At 57.6% G+C, this 18270-nt stretch carries 16 protein-coding genes; 7 read left to right on the forward strand and 9 right to left on the reverse strand.

All coding sequences use genetic code 11. From position 1 onward, the window contains the following. Positions 1-4: 4 nt before the first annotated feature. On the forward strand, positions 5-1297 hold the full coding sequence (locus AC19YQ_RS17805; protein ID WP_500595612.1) for an OprD family porin: 1293 nt from the start codon (positions 5-7) through the stop codon (positions 1295-1297). Positions 1298-1565: 268 nt separating this feature from the next. On the opposite strand, the gene AC19YQ_RS17810 is transcribed toward AC19YQ_RS17805, so the two are convergent. Continuing rightward, complete coding sequence (locus tag AC19YQ_RS17810; RefSeq protein WP_326397527.1) at positions 1566-2408, reverse strand: mechanosensitive ion channel family protein; 843 nt, start codon at positions 2406-2408, stop codon at positions 1566-1568. Positions 2409-2544: 136 nt separating this feature from the next. Beyond that, the gene (locus AC19YQ_RS17815) at positions 2545-3030 is read right to left on the reverse strand and encodes a YajQ family cyclic di-GMP-binding protein (protein ID WP_007906601.1); all 486 of its coding nucleotides are present in this window, start codon (positions 3028-3030) and stop codon (positions 2545-2547) included. A 205-nt stretch (positions 3031-3235) separates the two neighbouring features. On the opposite strand from AC19YQ_RS17815, the gene AC19YQ_RS17820 reads away from it, so the two are divergent. Genes AC19YQ_RS17820 through AC19YQ_RS17830 form a run of 3 tightly spaced genes read left to right on the forward strand, consistent with a single transcriptional unit; the run spans position 3236 to position 6778 of the window. After that, positions 3236-4111, forward strand: coding sequence for a putative 2-dehydropantoate 2-reductase (locus AC19YQ_RS17820; protein ID WP_326399008.1), 876 nt, complete (start codon positions 3236-3238; stop codon positions 4109-4111). Positions 4112-4157: 46 nt separating this feature from the next. Next, positions 4158-6194 (forward strand): sensor histidine kinase, encoded by a 2037-nt coding sequence (locus AC19YQ_RS17825; RefSeq protein WP_500595613.1) that lies wholly within the window; start codon positions 4158-4160, stop codon positions 6192-6194. Between the two features lie 2 nt (positions 6195-6196). Beyond that, entirely contained in the window at positions 6197-6778 is a 582-nt protein-coding gene (locus tag AC19YQ_RS17830; protein WP_326397524.1) for a cob(I)yrinic acid a,c-diamide adenosyltransferase, read from the forward strand. 205 nt (positions 6779-6983) lie between these two features. Here the strand turns inward: AC19YQ_RS17830 and AC19YQ_RS17835 are convergent, their stop codons facing one another. The 4 genes from AC19YQ_RS17835 to secA form a co-directional block, all read right to left on the reverse strand. Then, positions 6984-7928, reverse strand: coding sequence for a Nudix family hydrolase (locus AC19YQ_RS17835; RefSeq protein WP_338648643.1), 945 nt, complete (start codon positions 7926-7928; stop codon positions 6984-6986). Further along, positions 7925-8557, reverse strand: a complete 633-nt coding sequence (locus AC19YQ_RS17840) for a glutathione S-transferase family protein (protein ID WP_338648646.1) — start codon at positions 8555-8557, stop codon at positions 7925-7927. Before AC19YQ_RS17840 ends, AC19YQ_RS17835 begins: the two co-directional genes overlap by 4 nt. 101 nt (positions 8558-8658) lie before the next feature. Beyond that, entirely contained in the window at positions 8659-9876 is a 1218-nt protein-coding gene (argJ, locus tag AC19YQ_RS17845; RefSeq protein WP_338648648.1) for a bifunctional glutamate N-acetyltransferase/amino-acid acetyltransferase ArgJ, read from the reverse strand. A gap of 116 nt (positions 9877-9992) precedes the next feature. After that, a complete protein-coding gene (secA, locus tag AC19YQ_RS17850; protein WP_133077384.1) occupies positions 9993-12740 on the reverse strand; it encodes a preprotein translocase subunit SecA in 2748 nt (915 codons plus the stop codon). A gap of 308 nt (positions 12741-13048) precedes the next feature. Here secA and AC19YQ_RS17855 point away from each other — a divergent pair, with 308 nt between their 5' ends. Further along, on the forward strand, positions 13049-13504 hold the full coding sequence (locus AC19YQ_RS17855; RefSeq protein WP_133077383.1) for a DUF721 domain-containing protein: 456 nt from the start codon (positions 13049-13051) through the stop codon (positions 13502-13504). Positions 13505-13519: 15 nt separating this feature from the next. On the opposite strand, the gene AC19YQ_RS17860 is transcribed toward AC19YQ_RS17855, so the two are convergent. Then, positions 13520-15004: a helicase HerA-like domain-containing protein gene (locus tag AC19YQ_RS17860; protein WP_500595615.1), complete on the reverse strand. Its 1485-nt coding sequence runs from the start codon at positions 15002-15004 to the stop codon at positions 13520-13522. 195 nt (positions 15005-15199) lie between these two features. Between AC19YQ_RS17860 and AC19YQ_RS17865 the strand changes: the two genes are divergently transcribed. Together AC19YQ_RS17865 and AC19YQ_RS17870 are read left to right on the forward strand one after the other, a co-directional pair. After that, on the forward strand, positions 15200-15721 hold the full coding sequence (locus AC19YQ_RS17865) for a cache domain-containing protein (protein ID WP_500595616.1): 522 nt from the start codon (positions 15200-15202) through the stop codon (positions 15719-15721). Between the two features lie 23 nt (positions 15722-15744). Next, positions 15745-17088, forward strand: a complete 1344-nt coding sequence (locus tag AC19YQ_RS17870) for a methyl-accepting chemotaxis protein (RefSeq protein ID WP_500595630.1) — start codon at positions 15745-15747, stop codon at positions 17086-17088. On the opposite strand, the gene AC19YQ_RS17875 is transcribed toward AC19YQ_RS17870, so the two are convergent. Both AC19YQ_RS17875 and purU read right to left on the reverse strand, forming a co-directional pair. Beyond that, entirely contained in the window at positions 17011-17271 is a 261-nt protein-coding gene (locus tag AC19YQ_RS17875) for a hypothetical protein (protein ID WP_133077380.1), read from the reverse strand. The two genes, AC19YQ_RS17870 and AC19YQ_RS17875, sit on opposite strands and share 78 nt — an antisense overlap. 132 nt (positions 17272-17403) lie before the next feature. After that, complete coding sequence (purU, locus tag AC19YQ_RS17880; protein WP_500595617.1) at positions 17404-18252, reverse strand: formyltetrahydrofolate deformylase; 849 nt, start codon at positions 18250-18252, stop codon at positions 17404-17406. Between the last annotated feature and the right edge of the window lie 18 nt (positions 18253-18270).

Raw genomic sequence — 18270 nt, forward strand, 5'->3', positions numbered from 1 at the left:
CACGATGCGCGTGATGAAGTGGAGCATGATCGCCCTGGCTGTATCAGCCGGTACTACGCAGTTCGCAATGGCCTCGTCCCAGGACGACGCAAAAGGTTTCGTTGAAGACAGCACGCTGACTTCCAAAACCCGCATGCTGTACATGAACCGCGACTTCCGTAACGGCGCTGGCAACAAGCAGCAGGCCGATGGCACGTTCAAAAGCGGCTACCGTGAAGATTGGGGTCTGAGCGAGCTGCTCAACTACCAGTCCGGCTTCACCCAAGGCACTATTGGTGTCGGTGTTGATGCCTTCGCCATGGGTACTGTACGCCTGGACGGCGGCGCTGGTCGCCAGGGCAACGATCTGTTCGCCAGCAAAAGCGACGGTTCTCCGGAAGATACCCAAGGTAAAATCGGCGGCGCGGTCAAATTCCGCCTGTCCGACACTGAGCTGAAATACGGCAACCAGTTCGTCGCCAGCCCGGTTTTCTCCACTGACGACAGCCGTCTGCTGCCAGAGGTCGCTACCGGCACCCTGATCACCAGCAAGGAAATCAAAGGCCTGGAGCTGAACGCAGGTCGCTTCACCGCACTGAGCTCCCAAACCGGCATGGCCCGTGACAGCATCAACGGCAAGGGCGAGCCAGGCCTGACCGCCGCCAATATTGCCGGCGCAACCTACCAGTTCACTGACAACTTCGTCGGCGGCATTGCCGCATCCGATGTTGATGACTACTTCAAGAAGCAGTACATCAACCTGAACTACACCCTGCCAATCGCAGAGTCTCAAGCCCTGAACTTCGACTTCAACGGCTACAGAACTTCCAGCCAGGGCCAGGAACGTGCTGGTGACGTGGACAACAAGATCTGGAGCCTGGCAGCCGCCTACAGCCTGGGTGCCCACAAGTTCACCATCGCTCACCAGCGCTCTACCGGTGACAGCGCTTACTACTACGGCGTAGACGGCAACGGCACCATTTTCCTTGCCAACTCCGTGCAATACTCCGACTTCAAACAGCGTGACGAACGTTCCTGGCAGGGTCGCTACGACCTGAACATGGCCAGCTACGGCGTGCCAGGTCTGAGCTTCATGGCGCGCTACGTGAAAGGTGACAACATCTCCACCAGCACGGGCGAAGGCAAAGAGCACGAGTTCGACTTCGAGACCAAATACGTATTGCAGGAAGGCCCGGCCAAAGACCTGTCCTTGCGTCTGCGTAGCGCGGTTTACCGCACCAACGGCAACAACAGCGTGAACGGCACAGACAACAACGACGTACGTATCATTGCCGAGTACCCACTGAACATCTTGTAACCAAGGCCTTAGGGCTCTAGTTGCAAACACACTGTTTAGTGAAAGCCACGCACCTGTCTCAGGGCGTGGCTTTTTATTGGCCGACATAAAACCAAGTTATATAGCAAGCTAACTAACAACATCGAATGCAACTAATTATCAGTTATGCATATGTGTCCGATCTTGCATTCGCAACGGCGACCACAAGCGACAAAAACAATTAAAGGGGCATTCGCCCCTTTAATTGTTTACCCGTACCCGACTCAACTATCAGATGCAGTGTCCGGCCTTATTCCGCAGCCACTTCCTGAACCACACGAACTACACGCTGTGGGAAAGGAATATCAACACCTTCGGCTTTCAAGCGATCACGGGAGTGCTCGTTAAGCATAAACAGCACATCCCAGTAATCCGGCGTGTTAACCCAAACACGCAGCGACATGGTGATCGCACTTTCGCCCAGGGCAGTCACCACCACAACAGGAGCAGGATGTTTCAGCACGCGCGGGTCATCGGCCAGCGCCAGCAACACTTCACGCACCTTCTGCAGATCCGCCTCGTAGTCCACGCCCACATCAAACACCACCTTGCGTGTCGGCTGACGGTTGTAGTTGGTGATGATGCCGTTGGACAGGTTGCCGTTTGGCACGATAACGGTTTTGTTGTCACCGGTGCGTAGCACCGTGTGGAAGATTTGAATGCTGTCGACAGTCCCGCTCACACCCTGTGCTTCAATCCAGTCACCGATCTTGAACGGGCGAAACAACAGAATCAGCACCCCGCCGGCAAAGTTGGCCAGGCTGCCCTGCAACGCCAGGCCAATGGCCAGACCTGCCGCACCGATGGCCGCGACAAACGAGGTGGTCTGAATACCAATCATCGAGGCAACGCTGACGATCAACAGCACCTTGAGAATGATATTGGCCAGGCTGCTGATAAAGCCCTGCAGCGCAAGATCGGCCTTCCTCAATGCCAGCAACTGACCGATCTTGGTCGTCAGGCGATTAATCAGCCACCAGCCTACAGCCAGCGTAACCAGTGCCAGCAGCACACGACTTCCGTACTCCATGATCATCGGAATCCAGGCCTGCGAGGCCTTGATCAAGTGATCGACTTCAGTGTTCAAATCCATTTACATCTCCTCACGCCATTACCTGCCAGCGTCATTTATTCAGCAAAACGATCAAGCCACCCTGGCAGCTCAATCGTTTCTGCAACGCCCGGGAAAATCGGACGTCAATGATCGCCAGAGGTTCCCCGGGCGATGATCAGTCGCGGAAGTTGTTGAACTGCAGAGGCATGTCGAACGTTTTGGCACGCAACGCAGCAATGGCTTCTTGCAGGTCATCACGCTTTTTGCCGGTGATACGCACTTGCTCGCCCTGAATGGCGGCCTGAACCTTGAGCTTGGCGTCCTTGACATGAGCGACGATCTTTTTCGCCAGCTCTTTATCAATACCTTCCTTGAGCACGGCTTCCTGCTTCATCAGTTTGCCCGAAGCGTAAGCGTCCTTGACCTCAAGACACTGAACGTCGATCTTGCGCTTGACCAGTGCCAGCTTCAGGATCTCGATCATGGCTTCGAGCTGGAAGTCGGCTTCAGCGGTCAAGTTGACCGTCAAATCCTTTTCCTTGAACTCGAAAGTACCCTTGCCCTTGAGGTCATAACGACGGTCCAGCTCCTTGACGGCGTTCTCGACGGCGTTGGTGACTTCGTGCTTGTCCAGTTCGGATACCACGTCGAACGACGGCATGTAATTTCTCCAATAATAAAGGGCGTGCTCAACACAGATGGAGCACGCCTGGCCTGACAGTTAAAATGCGCGGGCATTATAGCGGTTCTTCGTCTTCATTCACTTGTGAGCTCACATGCCAGATTCGGCTATCCCACAAACTCCCCCAAACGCACCGGCACATGCTGGAACGACCTGGCACATTTTAGGTGCAGGCAGCATGGGAATGCTGTGGGCAACACGGCTGGCACGCGCCGGCCTGCCCGTCACCCTCATCCTGCGCAATGATGACCGCCTGCAAGCCTATAAAGCCGCGCAAGGGTTAACCCTGATTGAAGGCGAAGATTCGCAACAATGGGCCATCAGTGCGCAAACACCTGAAACCGACGAGCCGATTCAGCATTTATTGGTCACATGCAAGGCATACGACGCCGAGCAGGCCGTCAAGCAGATAGCCGGACGCCTGACCCCGGATGCCGAACTGATCTTGTTGCAAAATGGCCTCGGCAGTCAGCAGGCCGTTGCCGCGCAGGTGCCCCATGCGCGCTGCATCTTCGCCTCCAGCACTGAAGGCGCCTATCGCGATGGCGACTGGCGCGTAGTATTTGCCGGGCGTGGTCATACCTGGTTGGGCGACCCCCGGCAGGGCCCTGCCCCACAATGGCTAACAGCGCTTGAGCTCAGCGGTATCAGCCACGAATGGAGCCCGAATATTCTGAGCAGGCTGTGGCGCAAACTGGCCCTGAACTGTGCGATCAACCCACTGACGGTGCTCCATGATTGCCGCAACGGCGGCTTGCAAGCCCATGATGCAGAAGTGAGCACCCTGTGCGCCGAACTCAGCGCCTTGCTGAAACACTGCGGCCAGGCACAAGCCGCTATCGACCTAGCCACCGAGGTTCACCGAGTAATCCAGGCCACGGCCAACAATTACTCATCGATGCATCAAGATGTCAGCCAGGGCCGACGCACCGAAATCGGTTACTTGCTGGGCTACGCTTGCACAGCCGCCCGCAACCGGCAGTTCGCCGCAGCGCATTTGCATGATCTGCACCAACGCTTGAGCAAACACCTGCGCCAGCGCGGATTGCCCTGCAACTGAGGGCCGCGCTACCCTGGCCTTGTGTTTTTTATCAAATGGCCATCTCATGCCCTTGCGCCAGCGCCTTGAAAACCTCCCGGTAGGCCAGAAGTTGCTGGCCGCCCTGCTCGTCTTGCTGGCCACCGTATTGTTGGTGGCTAACTTGACGTTTATCAGCGTGGCGTACTGGATTTCCCACGAGAGTACCGCTCCTCAAGCCCTGCAAACCCTGGGCAAGCTGACTGCAAACCCTGACCTGATCACCCACGCGCTGGACTCGCCGCAGAGCGCCAAAGCGCTGCTCAACGAGATCGGCAGCTACGCCCCCCTGCGTGCAGCGGCGGTGTATGACAGCGCGGGTAACCTACTGGTGCAATTGCAGCATGGCGAACACCTGCCGCTCCCGGAGCACTATCGCCAGCTTGAGGCCTGGAGCCTTACCGAACTGCGCAGCCATCAAATCACCCACCTGCACAACGGCGACCAACCGCCCGGGCATCTGCTGCTGATCGCCAGCAGCGAACTGCCGATGGCGTTCTACACCGGCACGCTTACGGCCAGCCTGGGCATCCTGGTATTCAGCGTCTTGCTCTGGTTCATGGTGGCCAGCCAGATCAAGCGCCTGATCACCCAGCCCATTCACCACCTCGAAGAATTGTCTCGTCAGGTTACCCGCGAAGAAAACTACGCATTACGCGCAGCGCCCGGCAACAATGATGAAATCGGCAGCCTGGCCGAGGCATTCAACACCATGTTGTCGCGCATTGAAGTACGCGATCAAGAGCTCAAGCGCGCACGTGACGAGGCCCGCCAGGCGTACGATCAAGCGCAGTCGCTGGCCGAAGAAACTCGCAACACCAATCGCAAACTGGAGCTGGAAGTCCAGGTACGCAGCAAAATAGAGAAGAAACTCACCGGCTTTCAGAACTATCTCAACTGCATTATCGGCTCCATGCCTTCTGCACTGATTGCACTGGACGAAAAGCTCTATGTGACCCAGTGGAACCAGGAAGCCAGCGCCCTCTCCGGTACACAACTGGATGAAGCGTTAAACAAGCCCATAGAGTTGGCATTTACACCTCTCAAGCCGTTCCTGCCGCAACTCAAGGACACGATTGAGCACCATCAGGTCGCAAAAATCGAACGGGTTACCTGGGCTCAGGGCGAAGACGCCCGCCATTATGCCTTGACCTTCTACCCGCTCATGGGCGGTGGTGGGCGCGGCGTGGTGATCCGTATCGATGACATCACCCAACGCCTGTCGCTGGAAGACATGATGGTGCAATCCGAAAAAATGCTCTCCGTTGGTGGCCTGGCTGCCGGCATGGCTCACGAAATCAACAATCCGTTGGGGGCCATCCTGCATAACGTGCAGAACATTCGCCGACGCCTGTCCAGCGACTTGCCCAAGAACATCGAACAAGCCGGGCAGACCGGCATAGACCTGGAGGTGGTTAATCACTACCTGCAGGCCCGGGAAATCCCGCAATTACTTGATGGTATTCAACAGGCCGGGGCACGTGCCGCGAAAATCGTCACACACATGCTCAGCTTCAGCCGCCGCAGCAATCGCCAGATGAGCCCCTGTGATCTGTCGGCCCTGATTGATCAGGCTCTGGACATCGCCAGCAATGATTTTGACTTGACCATTGGCTTTGACTTCATGGGGCAAGCCATTGTCCGCCAGTTCGACCCGCAACTGGGGCCGGTTCCCGTTATCCCCAACGAACTGGAACAAGTATTGCTCAACCTGTTGAAGAACGCCGCCCAGGCCATTCATCAACGTGGCTACCAGAGCGAGCCGGGGCGCATAACCCTGCGCACCAGACTTAACCCGCCCTGGGCGGAAATACAGGTGGAAGACAATGGGGTAGGCATGCCCGAGGCTGTTCGCAAACGAATTTTCGAACCCTTCTTCACCACCAAGGAAGTTGGTCAGGGCACAGGGCTTGGCCTGTCCGTGTCGTACTTCATCATTACCAACAACCACAAGGGCCAAATGGAAGTGCACTCAGCTCAGGGCCAAGGCACCTGCTTTACCCTGCGCCTGCCTTTGGCCGGCAACCAGCCGACCTCCCCCGAACCAACCAACGTGGAACTGTAAACATGGGCTTTCGCTTATCGAAAATTTACACCCGAACCGGCGACAAGGGCGAAACAGGGCTTGGCGACGGCCGCCGCGTTCCCAAGGATCACCCGCGTATAGAGGCCATCGGCGAAGTCGATACGCTGAACAGTCAGGTCGGCCTGCTGCTGGCCGGGCTTATTGAGCACAGTGCGCAGAATCCGGGCCTTGGCGAGCTGATTGAAGTACTTGAACCTTGTCAGCACCGCTTGTTTGACCTGGGGGGTGAATTGGCGATGCCGCAATACCAGGCACTCAACGCGGCTGAGATCGAACGGCTTGAAGCCGCGATCGATCGCTGGAATGAGGAGTTGGGGCCGCTGGAGAACTTCATACTGCCAGGCGGTTCGAGCCTGATTGCCCAGGCCCATGTTTGCCGCAGCCTGGCGCGCAGCGCCGAGCGTCGCTGCCAGCAGCTCAATGCACTGGAGCCACTGGCAGGTGTGGGGCTGGCGTACATCAATCGCTTGTCTGACTTGCTGTTTGTCGCCGCGCGCTTGATTGCCAAGCGCCAGGGAGTTACCGAGATCCTCTGGCAGGCGGCAGCTAAACCAAAGGCTTGATGAAGTTCATTTGTAGTCGTTGACGAGTAGAACGAGGCTGCGTCCGACGACGCAGTCGTCGTAAACCCAATAGACGCGGTAGCTCTGAAACACCGAGCCGCATGGTTTTACGACTGCTGCGCAGCCGAACGCAGCCTCGTTCTACTCGTCAGCTGCTACAGAGCGCGTATGACGCCGCTGGACGCGCAACAGCCTCCAGATTACATCAAACCTGCGGCCAGAACGCCCGAATACCCGCCACGCCCTGGGCTCCGATCTGCCACGCCTGCGGACGATCATCAGGACCGAGCCCACCCAGCAAAAATACCGGCTTGCTGAAATTGGCAATCAGTTGCTGCGCCTGCTCCCAACCCAGTGGTTGTGTATCCGGGTGAGTCTGGGTCGCCAGCACCGGCGACAGGGTCACAAAGTCCACATCCATCAGTTCAGCCAGCGCCAGTTCTTCGGCGTTATGACATGAAGCGGCCAGCCAGCGGTCTTTGGCTAATGGCCGGCCCTTGGCGGCGTACTTGCGCAGTTGCGCGGCGGTCAGATGCCAGCCGGCCGAAGGGAAGTCCCCCAACCACTCCAGCGGCCCCTTGAGCATCAACTGCGCTTTGCCAGCACACAGGCCGGTCGCATCCACAGCCAGGTCACGGTATTTGGGGTCGTATCCATTGGGTGCACGCAGCGAAACCAGCTTGATCCCGCCAGCAATAGCCTTCTGGATGCCACGCAACAGCTCTGGGGTTTGAAGGCCATCCGGAGTAATCAGGTACTGATCGGGCAAGCGGGCAGCCGCCACAATGGGCTGGTTGGCTTCAGGGAACGTGTAGTCCAGCAACTCGCGCTGACTGACCCAGGCCAATGGCTGACCTTCTACACCATGAGGTTCGCCGGTAAACGCCGAAACTTCCCACACGTCCAGCAGAACCTGCTTGTCGGGGTAGTCATGCTGAACCTTGATCAAAGGCCGGGCTGCCTTGACCACAATGCCCAGTTCTTCTTTCAGCTCGCGCGCCAATGCCGCTTCGACCGACTCCCCGGCCTCGACCTTGCCGCCGGGAAACTCCCACAGACCGCCCTGATGCTGAGTGTCGGCGCGACGAGCGATCAGAATATTGCCGTCTGTGCCTCGGATAACGGCCGCAGCCACATGAACTCGTTTCACCCTTGTACTTCCTCTAATCCGGCCTGTTGCCAGGCTTTGAACGCAGGCCATTGGTAAATGGCGTCGATATACGCTTGATCTTCTGCTGACAGCTCCACGCGATAAGTACGCAGGCGCACGGCCACCGGCGCGAAAAACGCATCAGCCACACTTAACCGTCCAAAGAGGTACGGCCCGGGCTCGGTAGCCACGGCACGGCACTCCGCCCACAGGGCAGTGATGCGTTCGATGTCGGTCTGGGCCTCGGCCGGCATGAGTACCAGCGCTTGATCATGGCTCAAATCAAATGGCAGGTTGCCTCGCAAGGCAAAAAAACCGCTGTGCATTTGCGCACACGCCGACCGTGCCTGCGCCCGCGCAGCAACGTCTGCCGGCCATAATTGGCCCGCAGGGAAGCGTTCATTGAGGTATTCGGCAATCGCCAATGAATCGGCGATGGTGCCATGTTCGGTCTTGAGCAACGGTACTTTGCCCGTTGCCGAGTGTTGCAGGATCAGTGCCCGGGTATCCGGTTGACCCAGTTTTATCAGTGTCTCAGTGTAGTGAGCACCCGCCAGATCCAGCGCCAATGCGCCACGCAGGGACCACGATGAGTGCAACTTGTCGCCAATGATCAGGTGAAGGCTCATACACGGACACCTTGAAAAATAGGGGGAAGATCTGATGCCCTCAAGGCATCACGGTGCTGCCTGCGCAGGATCGGCTGACGGCCCCGTGATGTCGAGACGACTTAGGTACGGTACTCGGCGTTGATTTTCACGTATTCGTGGGACAGGTCAGTGGTCCAGATGGTCTCGCTGCAGGCACCACGACCCAGCTCGATGCGGATGGTGATTTCTTCGCGCGCCATCACTGCCGAGCCCTGTTCTTCGGTGTAAGTGACCGAACGGGCGCCGCCGCTGGCAATGCACACTTCACCGAGGAACACATCGATCTTGCTGACGTCCAGATCCGGCACGCCAGCGCGGCCGACCGCAGCCAGAATACGACCCCAGTTCGGATCAGAGGCAAACAGCGCAGTCTTGATCAATGGCGAGTGAGCAACGGTGTAGCCCACGTCCAGGCATTCCTGATGATTGGCGCCGCCATTCACTTCAACGGTGACAAACTTGGTAGCACCCTCACCGTCACGCACGATGGCCTGTGCCACTTCCATGCAGACCTCCAGCACCGCCTGTTTCAACGCGGCAAACAGCGGGCCGCTGGCTTCGCTGATTTCAGGCAGGGCAGCCTTGCCGGTGGCAATCAGCATGCAGCAGTCGTTGGTTGAGGTATCGCCATCGATAGTGATGCGGTTGAACGACTTGTTCGCACCGTCAAGCAACAGGTTTTGCAACACGTCGCGAGCAACTTTGGCGTCAGTGGCGATATAGCCCAGCATGGTGGCCATGTTTGGACGAATCATGCCCGCACCCTTGCTGATGGCGGTCACGGTGATGGTCACGCCTTCGTGCTCAAACTGGCGGCTGGCACCCTTGGGCAGAGTGTCGGTGGTCATGATGCCGGTTGCAGCTTCAGCCCAGTTGTTCTCGGACAGATCGTCCAGGGCGGCCTGCAGTGCGCCTTCGATCTTCTCGACAGGCAGCGGCTCGCCAATCACCCCGGTGGAATACGGCAGCACGGCACTGGCATCGACGCCAGTCAGCTCAGCCAGCCTGGCGCAGGTACGGGTTGCAGCGATCAGCCCCGGCTCACCGGTACCGGCGTTAGCATTACCGGTATTGGTCAACAGATAACGTACCGGGCCTTGCACACGTTGTTTGGCCAGGATCACGGGCGCTGCGCAAAACGCATTGAGGGTGAACACACCCGCCACGCTGGAGCCTTCGGCGCAGCGCATAACCACCACGTCCTTGCGCCCTGCGCGCTTGATACCGGCAGAAGCGATACCCAGTTCAAAACCGGCCACCGGGTGCAAAACAGGCAAAGGACCAAGACCAACAGCCATGACGCGCTCCTAAAAATGTTCTGTGCCCCGCCGCAAAAGGACGGGAATTCAATGGTAAAACGCCGCGACGGCTAATGCCGGTCGCGGCGCAGGTGTTTCAGCAGTTGAAGCGGGCTTTAGTTGATTTGCCCGTGACAGTGCTTGTATTTCTTGCCCGAGCCGCAGTAGCAGAGTTCGTTGCGACCCAGCTTTGGCTCGTTACGAGCAGGCTCGGCAACCACGTCAGCCACATCGGCGCCTTCCAGCACCTTGGCCAATGCGTCTGGCTGATCAAGGCCCGGCGCTTCGGCATGCTGGAACTGCAAACGCGAAGCCAGGTCTTCAGCTTCCTGACGCAGGCGTGCTTCTTCGGCTTCAGGGTCTTCGCGACGAACCTGTACATGTGACAAAACACGAATCGAATCGCGCTTGATCGAATCAAGCAGCTCGGAGAACAGGTTGAACGACTCCCGCTTGTACTCCTGCTTCGGGTTCTTCTGTGCATAACCGCGCAAGTGGATACCGTGACGCAGGTGATCCATGGTCGAAAGATGGTCTTTCCACAGGTCATCCAGTACGCGCAGAACAATTTGTTTCTCGAACGTGCGCAGCGCTTCAGCACCGGCCTGATCTTCTTTTTCGCTGTAGGCAGCAATCAGCTCGTTCAGCAGCTTCTCGCGCAGGGTTTCTTCGTACAGGTGATCATCTTCGTCGAGCCATTGCTGGATCGGCAATTTCACGCCAAAGCCGCTTTCGATGGCAGCTTCCAGGCCTTTGACGTCCCACTGCTCCGGCAACGATTGCGGCGGAATGTGAGCGCTGATGGTGCTGTCGAGGACGTCCTTGCGGAAGTCTGCGATGGTTTCACCGATGTTGTCGGCTGCCAGCAACGTGTTACGCATGTGATAAATCACTTTACGCTGTTCGTTGTTGACGTCATCGAACTCCAGCAATTGCTTACGAATGTCGAAGTTGCGACCTTCAACCTTGCGCTGCGCCTTTTCGATCGCGTTGGTCACCATGCGGTGCTCAATCGCTTCGCCAGACTGCATGCCCAGGGCTTTCATGAAGTTCTTCACCCGATCAGAGGCAAAGATGCGCATCAGGCTGTCTTCAAGCGACAGGTAGAAACGACTGGAACCTGCGTCACCCTGACGACCGGCGCGACCACGCAACTGGTTGTCGATACGGCGCGATTCGTGACGCTCGGAAGCGATCACATGCAGGCCACCCGACTCCAGCACTTGCTGGTGACGCTTTTGCCAATCGGCCTTGATCTGTGCGATCTGCTCAGGCGTCGGATCTTCCAGGGAGGCGACTTCCACTTCCCAGTTGCCGCCCAACAGGATGTCAGTACCACGACCCGCCATGTTGGTAGCGATGGTCAGCGCACCCGGACGACCGGCCTGGGCAATGATCTCGGCTTCTTTTTCGTGGAACTTGGCGTTCAGAACCTTGTGCTCAATACCTTCCTTATTCAGAAGGTTGGACATGTGCTCGGAGGTTTCGATGGTCGCTGTACCCACCAGCACTGGACGGCCTTTGGCCATGCAGTCCTTGATGTCAGCCACAATCGCCGCGTACTTCTCATCGGCGGTGAGGAACACCAGGTCGTTGAAGTCCTTGCGCGCCAGTGGCTTGTTCGGCGGGATAACCATCACCGACAGACCATAGATCTGGTGGAATTCAAACGCTTCGGTGTCCGCAGTACCGGTCATGCCCGACAGCTTGTTGTACAGACGGAAGTAGTTCTGGAAGGTCGTCGTAGCCAGGGTCTGGCTCTCTGCCTGAATATTCAGGCCTTCCTTCGCTTCGATAGCCTGGTGCAGGCCTTCGGACAAACGACGACCCGGCATGGTACGGCCAGTGTGTTCGTCGACCAGCAATACCTGACCGTCTTCAACGATGTATTCAATGTTGCGATTGAACAGCTTGTGAGCACGCAGCGCGGCGTACACATGGGTCAACAGGCCCAGGTTGTGTGCCGAATACAGGCTCTCGCCTTCTGCGAGCAAGCCGATCTGGGTCAGCATGTCTTCAACAAACTGGTGACCGGCTTCGTTCAGTTCTACCTGGCGAGTCTTTTCATCAATGGTGAAATGACCTGCCTTGGTAACTTCACCTTCGACTTCCTCGACGTGCATCTCAAGGCGCGGGATCAGTTTGTTGATTTCGGTGTACAGCTTGGAACTGTCTTCGGCCTGACCGGAGATGATCAGCGGAGTACGGGCTTCATCGATCAGGATGGAGTCGACTTCGTCGATCACGGCGAAATTAAGCTCGCGCTGGAATTTTTCTTCCATGCTGAAAGCCATGTTGTCGCGCAGGTAATCGAAGCCAAACTCGTTGTTGGTACCGTACGTGATGTCGGCGGCGTAGGCTTCACGCTTCTCTTGAGGCGGCTGGAACGGCGTTACAACACCGACTGTCAGGCCCAGGAATTCGTAAAGAGGACGCATCCAGTTGGCATCGCGGCGAGCCAGATAGTCGTTCACGGTGATGACGTGAACGCCTTTACCCGACAGCGCGTTGAGGTAAACCCCAAGGGTCGCGACCAAGGTCTTGCCTTCACCAGTACGCATTTCAGCGATCTTGCCTTCGTGCAAGGTCATGCCGCCGATCAACTGAACGTCGAAGTGGCGCATGCCCATGACACGCTTGCCTGCCTCACGGCATACCGCGAAAGCTTCCGGCAACAGTTGGTCGAGGGTCTCACCTTTGGCTATGCGGGCCTTGAACTCTTGGGTCTTGGCGCGCAATTGCTCATCGGTCAGGGCAACCATCTGCTCTTCGAAGGAATTGACGACCTGTACTGTCTTGAGCATGCGTTTAACTTCGCGCTCGTTCTTGCTTCCAAAAAGTTTCTTTAACAAAGGCGCAAACATATCGGCAGGATCTTCCACACATAGGGATGGAGGGCGGCCCCGAGAGTCGCCCGAGCAGCCCTGATGGCCGCATGCGAACGAGCATTCTACCCGGAAACGGCGGTGAGGAAAGTGGCGTTATTCCACGATACTGGTACAGCGTTGTGAAGGGGCTTACATAAAATAAGGGCTTTTTGCTGAACTTCAAGGCATAAGAACAAGAAGTTACTCATTGATTTCATGAATAAATGTTCATGACCCTTGATCTGAGCGAGTGAAACCGGCGGTTTCTGCTAAGATTGCGGCTCTGCTTTCTCAGGTGTTTGAACATGGCATTTCGCCCACATCCAGCACGGGCACCCTCCGTTCTGCTCCGCGAGGCCAAGCCCCTAAAAGCCATTTTTGGTCATGCAAAGCGTCTGGCGCACCTGCAGCGCTTGCTTGAAAGCCAGCTCCAGCCAGCCGCACGCGAGCATTGCCACGTCGCTTCGTGGCGTGAAGGCAACCTGTTGCTAATCGTGACTGACGGCCACTGGGCCACTCGCCTGCGCTATCAGCAAAAACGCCTGCTGCGCCAACTGCAGGCATTTGACGAGTTCGCCAGCCTGACCCGGATTCTCTTCAAAGTGCAGCCGCCCACAGTGCAGGCCAAGGTTGCGGGGCATACGCTGGATTTATCCGAGGATGCCGCCCAGACCATCCAGGCAACGGCCGACGGCATTACCGACCCGGCCTTGCGCGCCGCCCTTGAGCGCCTGGCGAGTCACGCACGACCTAAACCCTGACCCGCTCCCACCGTTTCACTTGCGCTTGCTGCTGCCCAACAACGACCCCAGCAGCCCCCGAACCAACTGGCGCCCCATCTGGCTGGCCGCCTGGCGCGCCATCGACTGCAGCGCCTTGCCTGCGGTCGAGCCCAGAAAGTCTCCCGCCTGATCCAGAAACCCCGGCTCGTGCGGCGCAGCCTGTGTCTGCGTCTGGTCTTGCGGCGCCACGCCCTTGCGGGCCATGAGAATCTCGTACGCCGACTCCCGATCCACAGGCTTGTCGTATCGCCCCAGCAGCGCAGAACCGCGAATCAAGGCCTCGCGCTCGGCTTCAGTCAACGGACCAATACGCGATTGCGGTGGCGCAATCAGTACGCGCTGGACCATGGCTGGCGTGCCTTTTTCTTCAAGCATGCCCACCAGCGCCTCCCCTGTACCCAGCTCTGTCAGTACCGCCAACGCATTAAACGCCGGATTCGGACGAAATCCGTCAGCCACGGCCTTCAGGGACTTCTGCTCCTTGGCCGTAAAGGCCCGCAGGCCATGCTGGATACGCAGCCCCAACTGCGCGAGCACCGTATCCGGCAAGTCCGCAGGCGATTGAGTGACAAAATACACCCCGACACCTTTGGAACGGATCAGGCGTACGACTTGTTCCAAGCGATCCTGCAACGCTTTTGGCGTCCCGGCAAACAGCAGGTGCGCCTCGTCAAAAAACAGCGCCAGCAGGGGTTTGTCCGCGTCGCCGCGCTCGGGCAGTTGCTCGAAAAGCTCCGCCAACAGCCACAGCAGAAAGGTTGCGTACACCTTTGGCGCTTCATGAACCAAGCGACTGGCATCAAGCAGATGAATCTGCCCGCGACCGTCACTGGCAGGCTGCAAAATATCTTCGAGTTGCAGTGCCGGCTCCCCGAACAGGGCTTCAGCACCCTGCTGTTCGAGGGTTGCCAGACGCCGCAACAGGGCCTGACTTGAGCCGGTGGTCATCAGGGCGGCGTCATCGCCCAATATTTGAGGGTTATCACGCAGATGATTGAGGAGCGCCTTCAGGTCTTTGAGGTCGAGCAACAACAACCCTTCACGATCCGCCACCTTGAAGGCTGCATAGAGCGCCGACTGCTGGCTATCGGTCAGCTCCAGCAGGCTGCCTAACAGCAACGGTCCCATTTCACTCAAGGTTGTACGCAACGGATGACCGGTCTTGCCCTGGATATCCCACAAGGTCACCGGATACGCCTTGGGCTGGTAATTGAGCCACGGCATTCCCGCAATCCGCTCCGCGATTTTCCCCTGGGGGTTGCCAGCCGCGCCCAAACCGCACAGATCGCCCTTGATGTCAGCGCCAAAGACTGCAACTCCGGCATCGCTGAACTGTTCGGCCAAACGTTGGAGAGTCACGGTTTTACCCGTCCCCGTGGCACCCGCCACCAGCCCGTGCCGGTTGGCAAGGCGCAAGGACTGAGCGATGGGCTGACCCGAAAGGTCGGCACCAAGTACTAGAGCAGAAGAGTCAGGCATTTTGCCACCTTTGATTAATCTTTCGCGATCGCGGGTCGATACACCTTGAATGCTAGACCAGAAAAAACCGGATTTAGCGTCGTAAAGCGCCTTGATGAACACTCAACCTGCCCGGTTAAGGCGGTGATGTGTAGCACGCGCGTTTTACCAGAGTGTATGCCTCACACTTTTAGACCTTAGCGGCCCCTTCAAGCCATGAATAAAAACCTGCGTTTCAGCCATAAAATCCTGCTTGCCGCGTCCCTGATCGTAATAGCCGCCTTTTCGCTATTTACGCTGTACAACGACTACTTGCAACGCAATGCCATCCGCCACAACCTGGACAGCTACCTGCACGAAATGGGCAGCGTCACGGCCAACAATATACAGACATGGCTGGGAGGCCGGATTCTGCTGGCGCAAAACCTCGCCGAATCCATCGCCCTCACTCCAGAGCCCGCCCAGGTGGCGAACCTGCTGGAGCAAAAAACCCTGAGCAGTACGTTTATGGCCGTTTATTTTGGTGACAGCCAGGGCGGCTTTACCATTCGCCCTGACAGCAAAATGCCTGACGGCTACGACCCGCGTACCCGCCCCTGGTACAAGGATGCGCTGAACAGCGCCTCCTCAAGCCTGACTGAACCCTATATAGATGCAGCCACCGGCCAGATGGTTATTTCCATCGGTGCCCCGGTTAAGAATCCGGGCAAACCCTGGGCGTCGTCGGCGCCGACCTGACGCTGCAAACCATTACCGACAGCATCAATGCCCTGAACTTCAATGGCATGGGCTACGCCTTTCTGATCAGTGCCGACGGCAAGATCCTGGTCCACCCGGACAAAACCCTGGTGACGAAAAACCTGAAGGATGTCTATCCCCAGGACACGCCTTCGATCAACGCCGGGTTCAGCGAGATCCAGGTCGACGGCAAAACCCGTATCGTGACCTTTGCGCCGGTCAAAGGCCTGGGTTCGGTCAACTGGTACATCGGCCTGTCAGTTGACAAGGAACAAGCGTTCGCAGCGCTCAGCGAGTTCCGCACGTCGGCCATCATTGCCACCGTGATTGCAGTGGTTTCGATCATTGCCCTCCTCGGCCTGCTGATCCGCCTGCTGATGCAGCCACTGCACGTCATGACCCGTGCCATGCAGAACATTGCCGAAGGTGAAGGCGACCTGACGCGCCGCCTGGTGGTTGAGTCCCAGGATGAGTTCGGCATGCTGGGCAGTGCGTTCAACCGTTTTGTCGAACGCATTCACTCGTCGATCAGCGAAGTGGCCTCGGCGACTGAACAGGTCAACGAAGTGGCCCTGCGAGTCGTCAGCGCATCCAACTCATCGATGCTCAACTCGGACGAGCAAGCAAGTCGCACCAACAGCGTTGCAGCTGCGATCAACGAATTGGGTGCCGCCGCGCAAGAGATCGCGCGCAATGCGGCCCAGGCATCACACCAGGCCAGCGATGCACGCGGCCTGGCCGAAGAAGGCCAGCAAGTGGTGGAACGCAGCATCAACTCGATGCAGAAACTGTCGCAAATGCTCGGCACATCCAGCGGTCATATCGAGTCGTTGAACGACAAGACCGTGAACATCGGACAGATCCTTGAAGTGATCACCAGCATTTCTCAGCAAACCAACCTGCTGGCGCTTAACGCTGCCATTGAAGCGGCTCGTGCTGGCGAGGCCGGGCGCGGTTTTGCCGTGGTGGCCGATGAAGTTCGCAACCTGGCACACCGTACTCAGGAGTCGGCGCAGCAAGTACAAAAGATGATCGAGGAGTTGCAGGTCAGCGCCCGCGGTTCAGTGAGCACCATGGAAGAAAGTCAGCGTCACAGCCAGGACAGCGTAGAAATCGCCAACCGCGCAGGCGAGCGCCTGATCAGCGTGACCGAACGCATTGGCGAGATCGACGGGATGAACCAGTCCGTCGCCACGGCAACCGAAGAGCAAACCTCGGTGGTCGAGTCGATCAACATGGACATTACCGAAATCAATACGCTCAACCAGGAAGGGGTTGAAAACCTTCAGTCAACGCTTCGGGCCTGTTCCGACCTTGAACAGCAGGCTGCCCGCTTGAAGCAACTGGTGGGTAGTTTCCGCATCTGAGTGACAGTCAGCCGCTTCAAGCCTGTCGCTTGAAGCTTGCTGCAACTGCTCCCAAAGCCTGGCGGCATCGGCAAAATCGGTGCCGTCCTCCGGGCTCAGCGCATCCGGATCATAACGACTCAAACAGCCTTCACCCACAGTGGCGGGTGCACGGGATGTAGCGTTGTCGAGTGGATCACTCATGTCACCTCCCCTGCACTGCTGCAAACCTTTGGGAGCTGGCTGCCTGCAATACAGGCAACCCGGCCCATATGAAACACCGAGGCGATACCATCGCGAGCAAGCCCGCTCCCGCACGTGTTGTGCAGTGAATGCTTAGAACACAACCGTCTTGTTGCCATGAACCAGCACGCGGTCTTCAAGGTGATAACGCAGGCCACGGGCCAGCACCATCTTCTCGACGTCACGACCGAAACGAACCATGTCTTCAATACTGTCGCTGTGGCTGACGCGCACCACGTCCTGCTCGATGATGGGGCCGGCGTCCAGTTCTTCAGTCACGTAATGGCACGTTGCGCCGATCAGTTTCACGCCACGCATTGATGCCTGGTGATAAGGCTTGGCGCCTACAAACGATGGCAGGAAGCTGTGGTGAATGTTGATGACCTGGCCTGCATATTCACGGCACAGATCAGGTGGCAGGATTTGCATGTAGCGCGCCAGCACCACCACTTCAGCATCATGATGCTTGACCAGACGCGAGACCTCGGCAAATGCCGGCTCTTTGTTCTTCGGGTCAACCGGGACGTGATAGAACGGGATGCCATGCCACTCGACCATGCTGCGCAAGTCATCGTGGTTGGAAATCACGCACGAAATATCGCAGTCCAGTTCATCGCTATGCCAGCGGTGCAGCAGATCTGCCAAACAGTGGGATTCGCGGCTCGCCATCAACACCACGCGTTTTTTCTGCGCCGTATCGGTAATACGCCACTCCATCGAGAACTCTTCGGCGATCGGGGCAAATGCCTCACGAAATGCCTCGAGATCGAAAGGCAGGGAATCGGCACGAATCTCGTGACGCATAAAGAACCAACCGCTCTGGTCGTCCGAGTGATGGCTCGCTTCAGTGATCCAGCCATTGTGGGAGGCAAGGAAATTGCTGACCTTGGCGACAATGCCGACGCCGTCGGGGCACGCAATCACCAACCGAAAAGTGCGCATGAGGGAAAAACTCCAAAA

The sequence above is a fragment of the Pseudomonas sp. MF06569 genome (genome assembly GCF_059862735.1).

What these genes read in the sequence shown, in the direction of transcription:
- argJ (WP_338648648.1), bottom strand. Translation starts at nt 9,876, where the DNA reads ATGGCTGTTGGTCTTGGTCCTTTGCCTGTTTTGCACCCGGTGGCCGGT.
- AC19YQ_RS17805 (WP_500595612.1), top strand. Translation starts at nt 5, where the DNA reads ATGCGCGTGATGAAGTGGAGCATGATCGCCCTGGCTGTATCAGCCGGT.
- AC19YQ_RS17830 (WP_326397524.1), top strand. Translation starts at nt 6,197, where the DNA reads ATGGGCTTTCGCTTATCGAAAATTTACACCCGAACCGGCGACAAGGGC.
- AC19YQ_RS17825 (WP_500595613.1), top strand. Translation starts at nt 4,158, where the DNA reads ATGCCCTTGCGCCAGCGCCTTGAAAACCTCCCGGTAGGCCAGAAGTTG.
- AC19YQ_RS17810 (WP_326397527.1), bottom strand. Translation starts at nt 2,408, where the DNA reads ATGGATTTGAACACTGAAGTCGATCACTTGATCAAGGCCTCGCAGGCC.
- secA (WP_133077384.1), bottom strand. Translation starts at nt 12,740, where the DNA reads ATGTTTGCGCCTTTGTTAAAGAAACTTTTTGGAAGCAAGAACGAGCGC.
- AC19YQ_RS17840 (WP_338648646.1), bottom strand. Translation starts at nt 8,557, where the DNA reads ATGAGCCTTCACCTGATCATTGGCGACAAGTTGCACTCATCGTGGTCC.
- purU (WP_500595617.1), bottom strand. Translation starts at nt 18,252, where the DNA reads ATGCGCACTTTTCGGTTGGTGATTGCGTGCCCCGACGGCGTCGGCATT.
- AC19YQ_RS17855 (WP_133077383.1), top strand. Translation starts at nt 13,049, where the DNA reads ATGGCATTTCGCCCACATCCAGCACGGGCACCCTCCGTTCTGCTCCGC.
- AC19YQ_RS17860 (WP_500595615.1), bottom strand. Translation starts at nt 15,004, where the DNA reads ATGCCTGACTCTTCTGCTCTAGTACTTGGTGCCGACCTTTCGGGTCAG.
- AC19YQ_RS17875 (WP_133077380.1), bottom strand. Translation starts at nt 17,271, where the DNA reads ATGAGTGATCCACTCGACAACGCTACATCCCGTGCACCCGCCACTGTG.
- AC19YQ_RS17865 (WP_500595616.1), top strand. Translation starts at nt 15,200, where the DNA reads ATGAATAAAAACCTGCGTTTCAGCCATAAAATCCTGCTTGCCGCGTCC.
- AC19YQ_RS17815 (WP_007906601.1), bottom strand. Translation starts at nt 3,030, where the DNA reads ATGCCGTCGTTCGACGTGGTATCCGAACTGGACAAGCACGAAGTCACC.
- AC19YQ_RS17820 (WP_326399008.1), top strand. Translation starts at nt 3,236, where the DNA reads ATGCTGTGGGCAACACGGCTGGCACGCGCCGGCCTGCCCGTCACCCTC.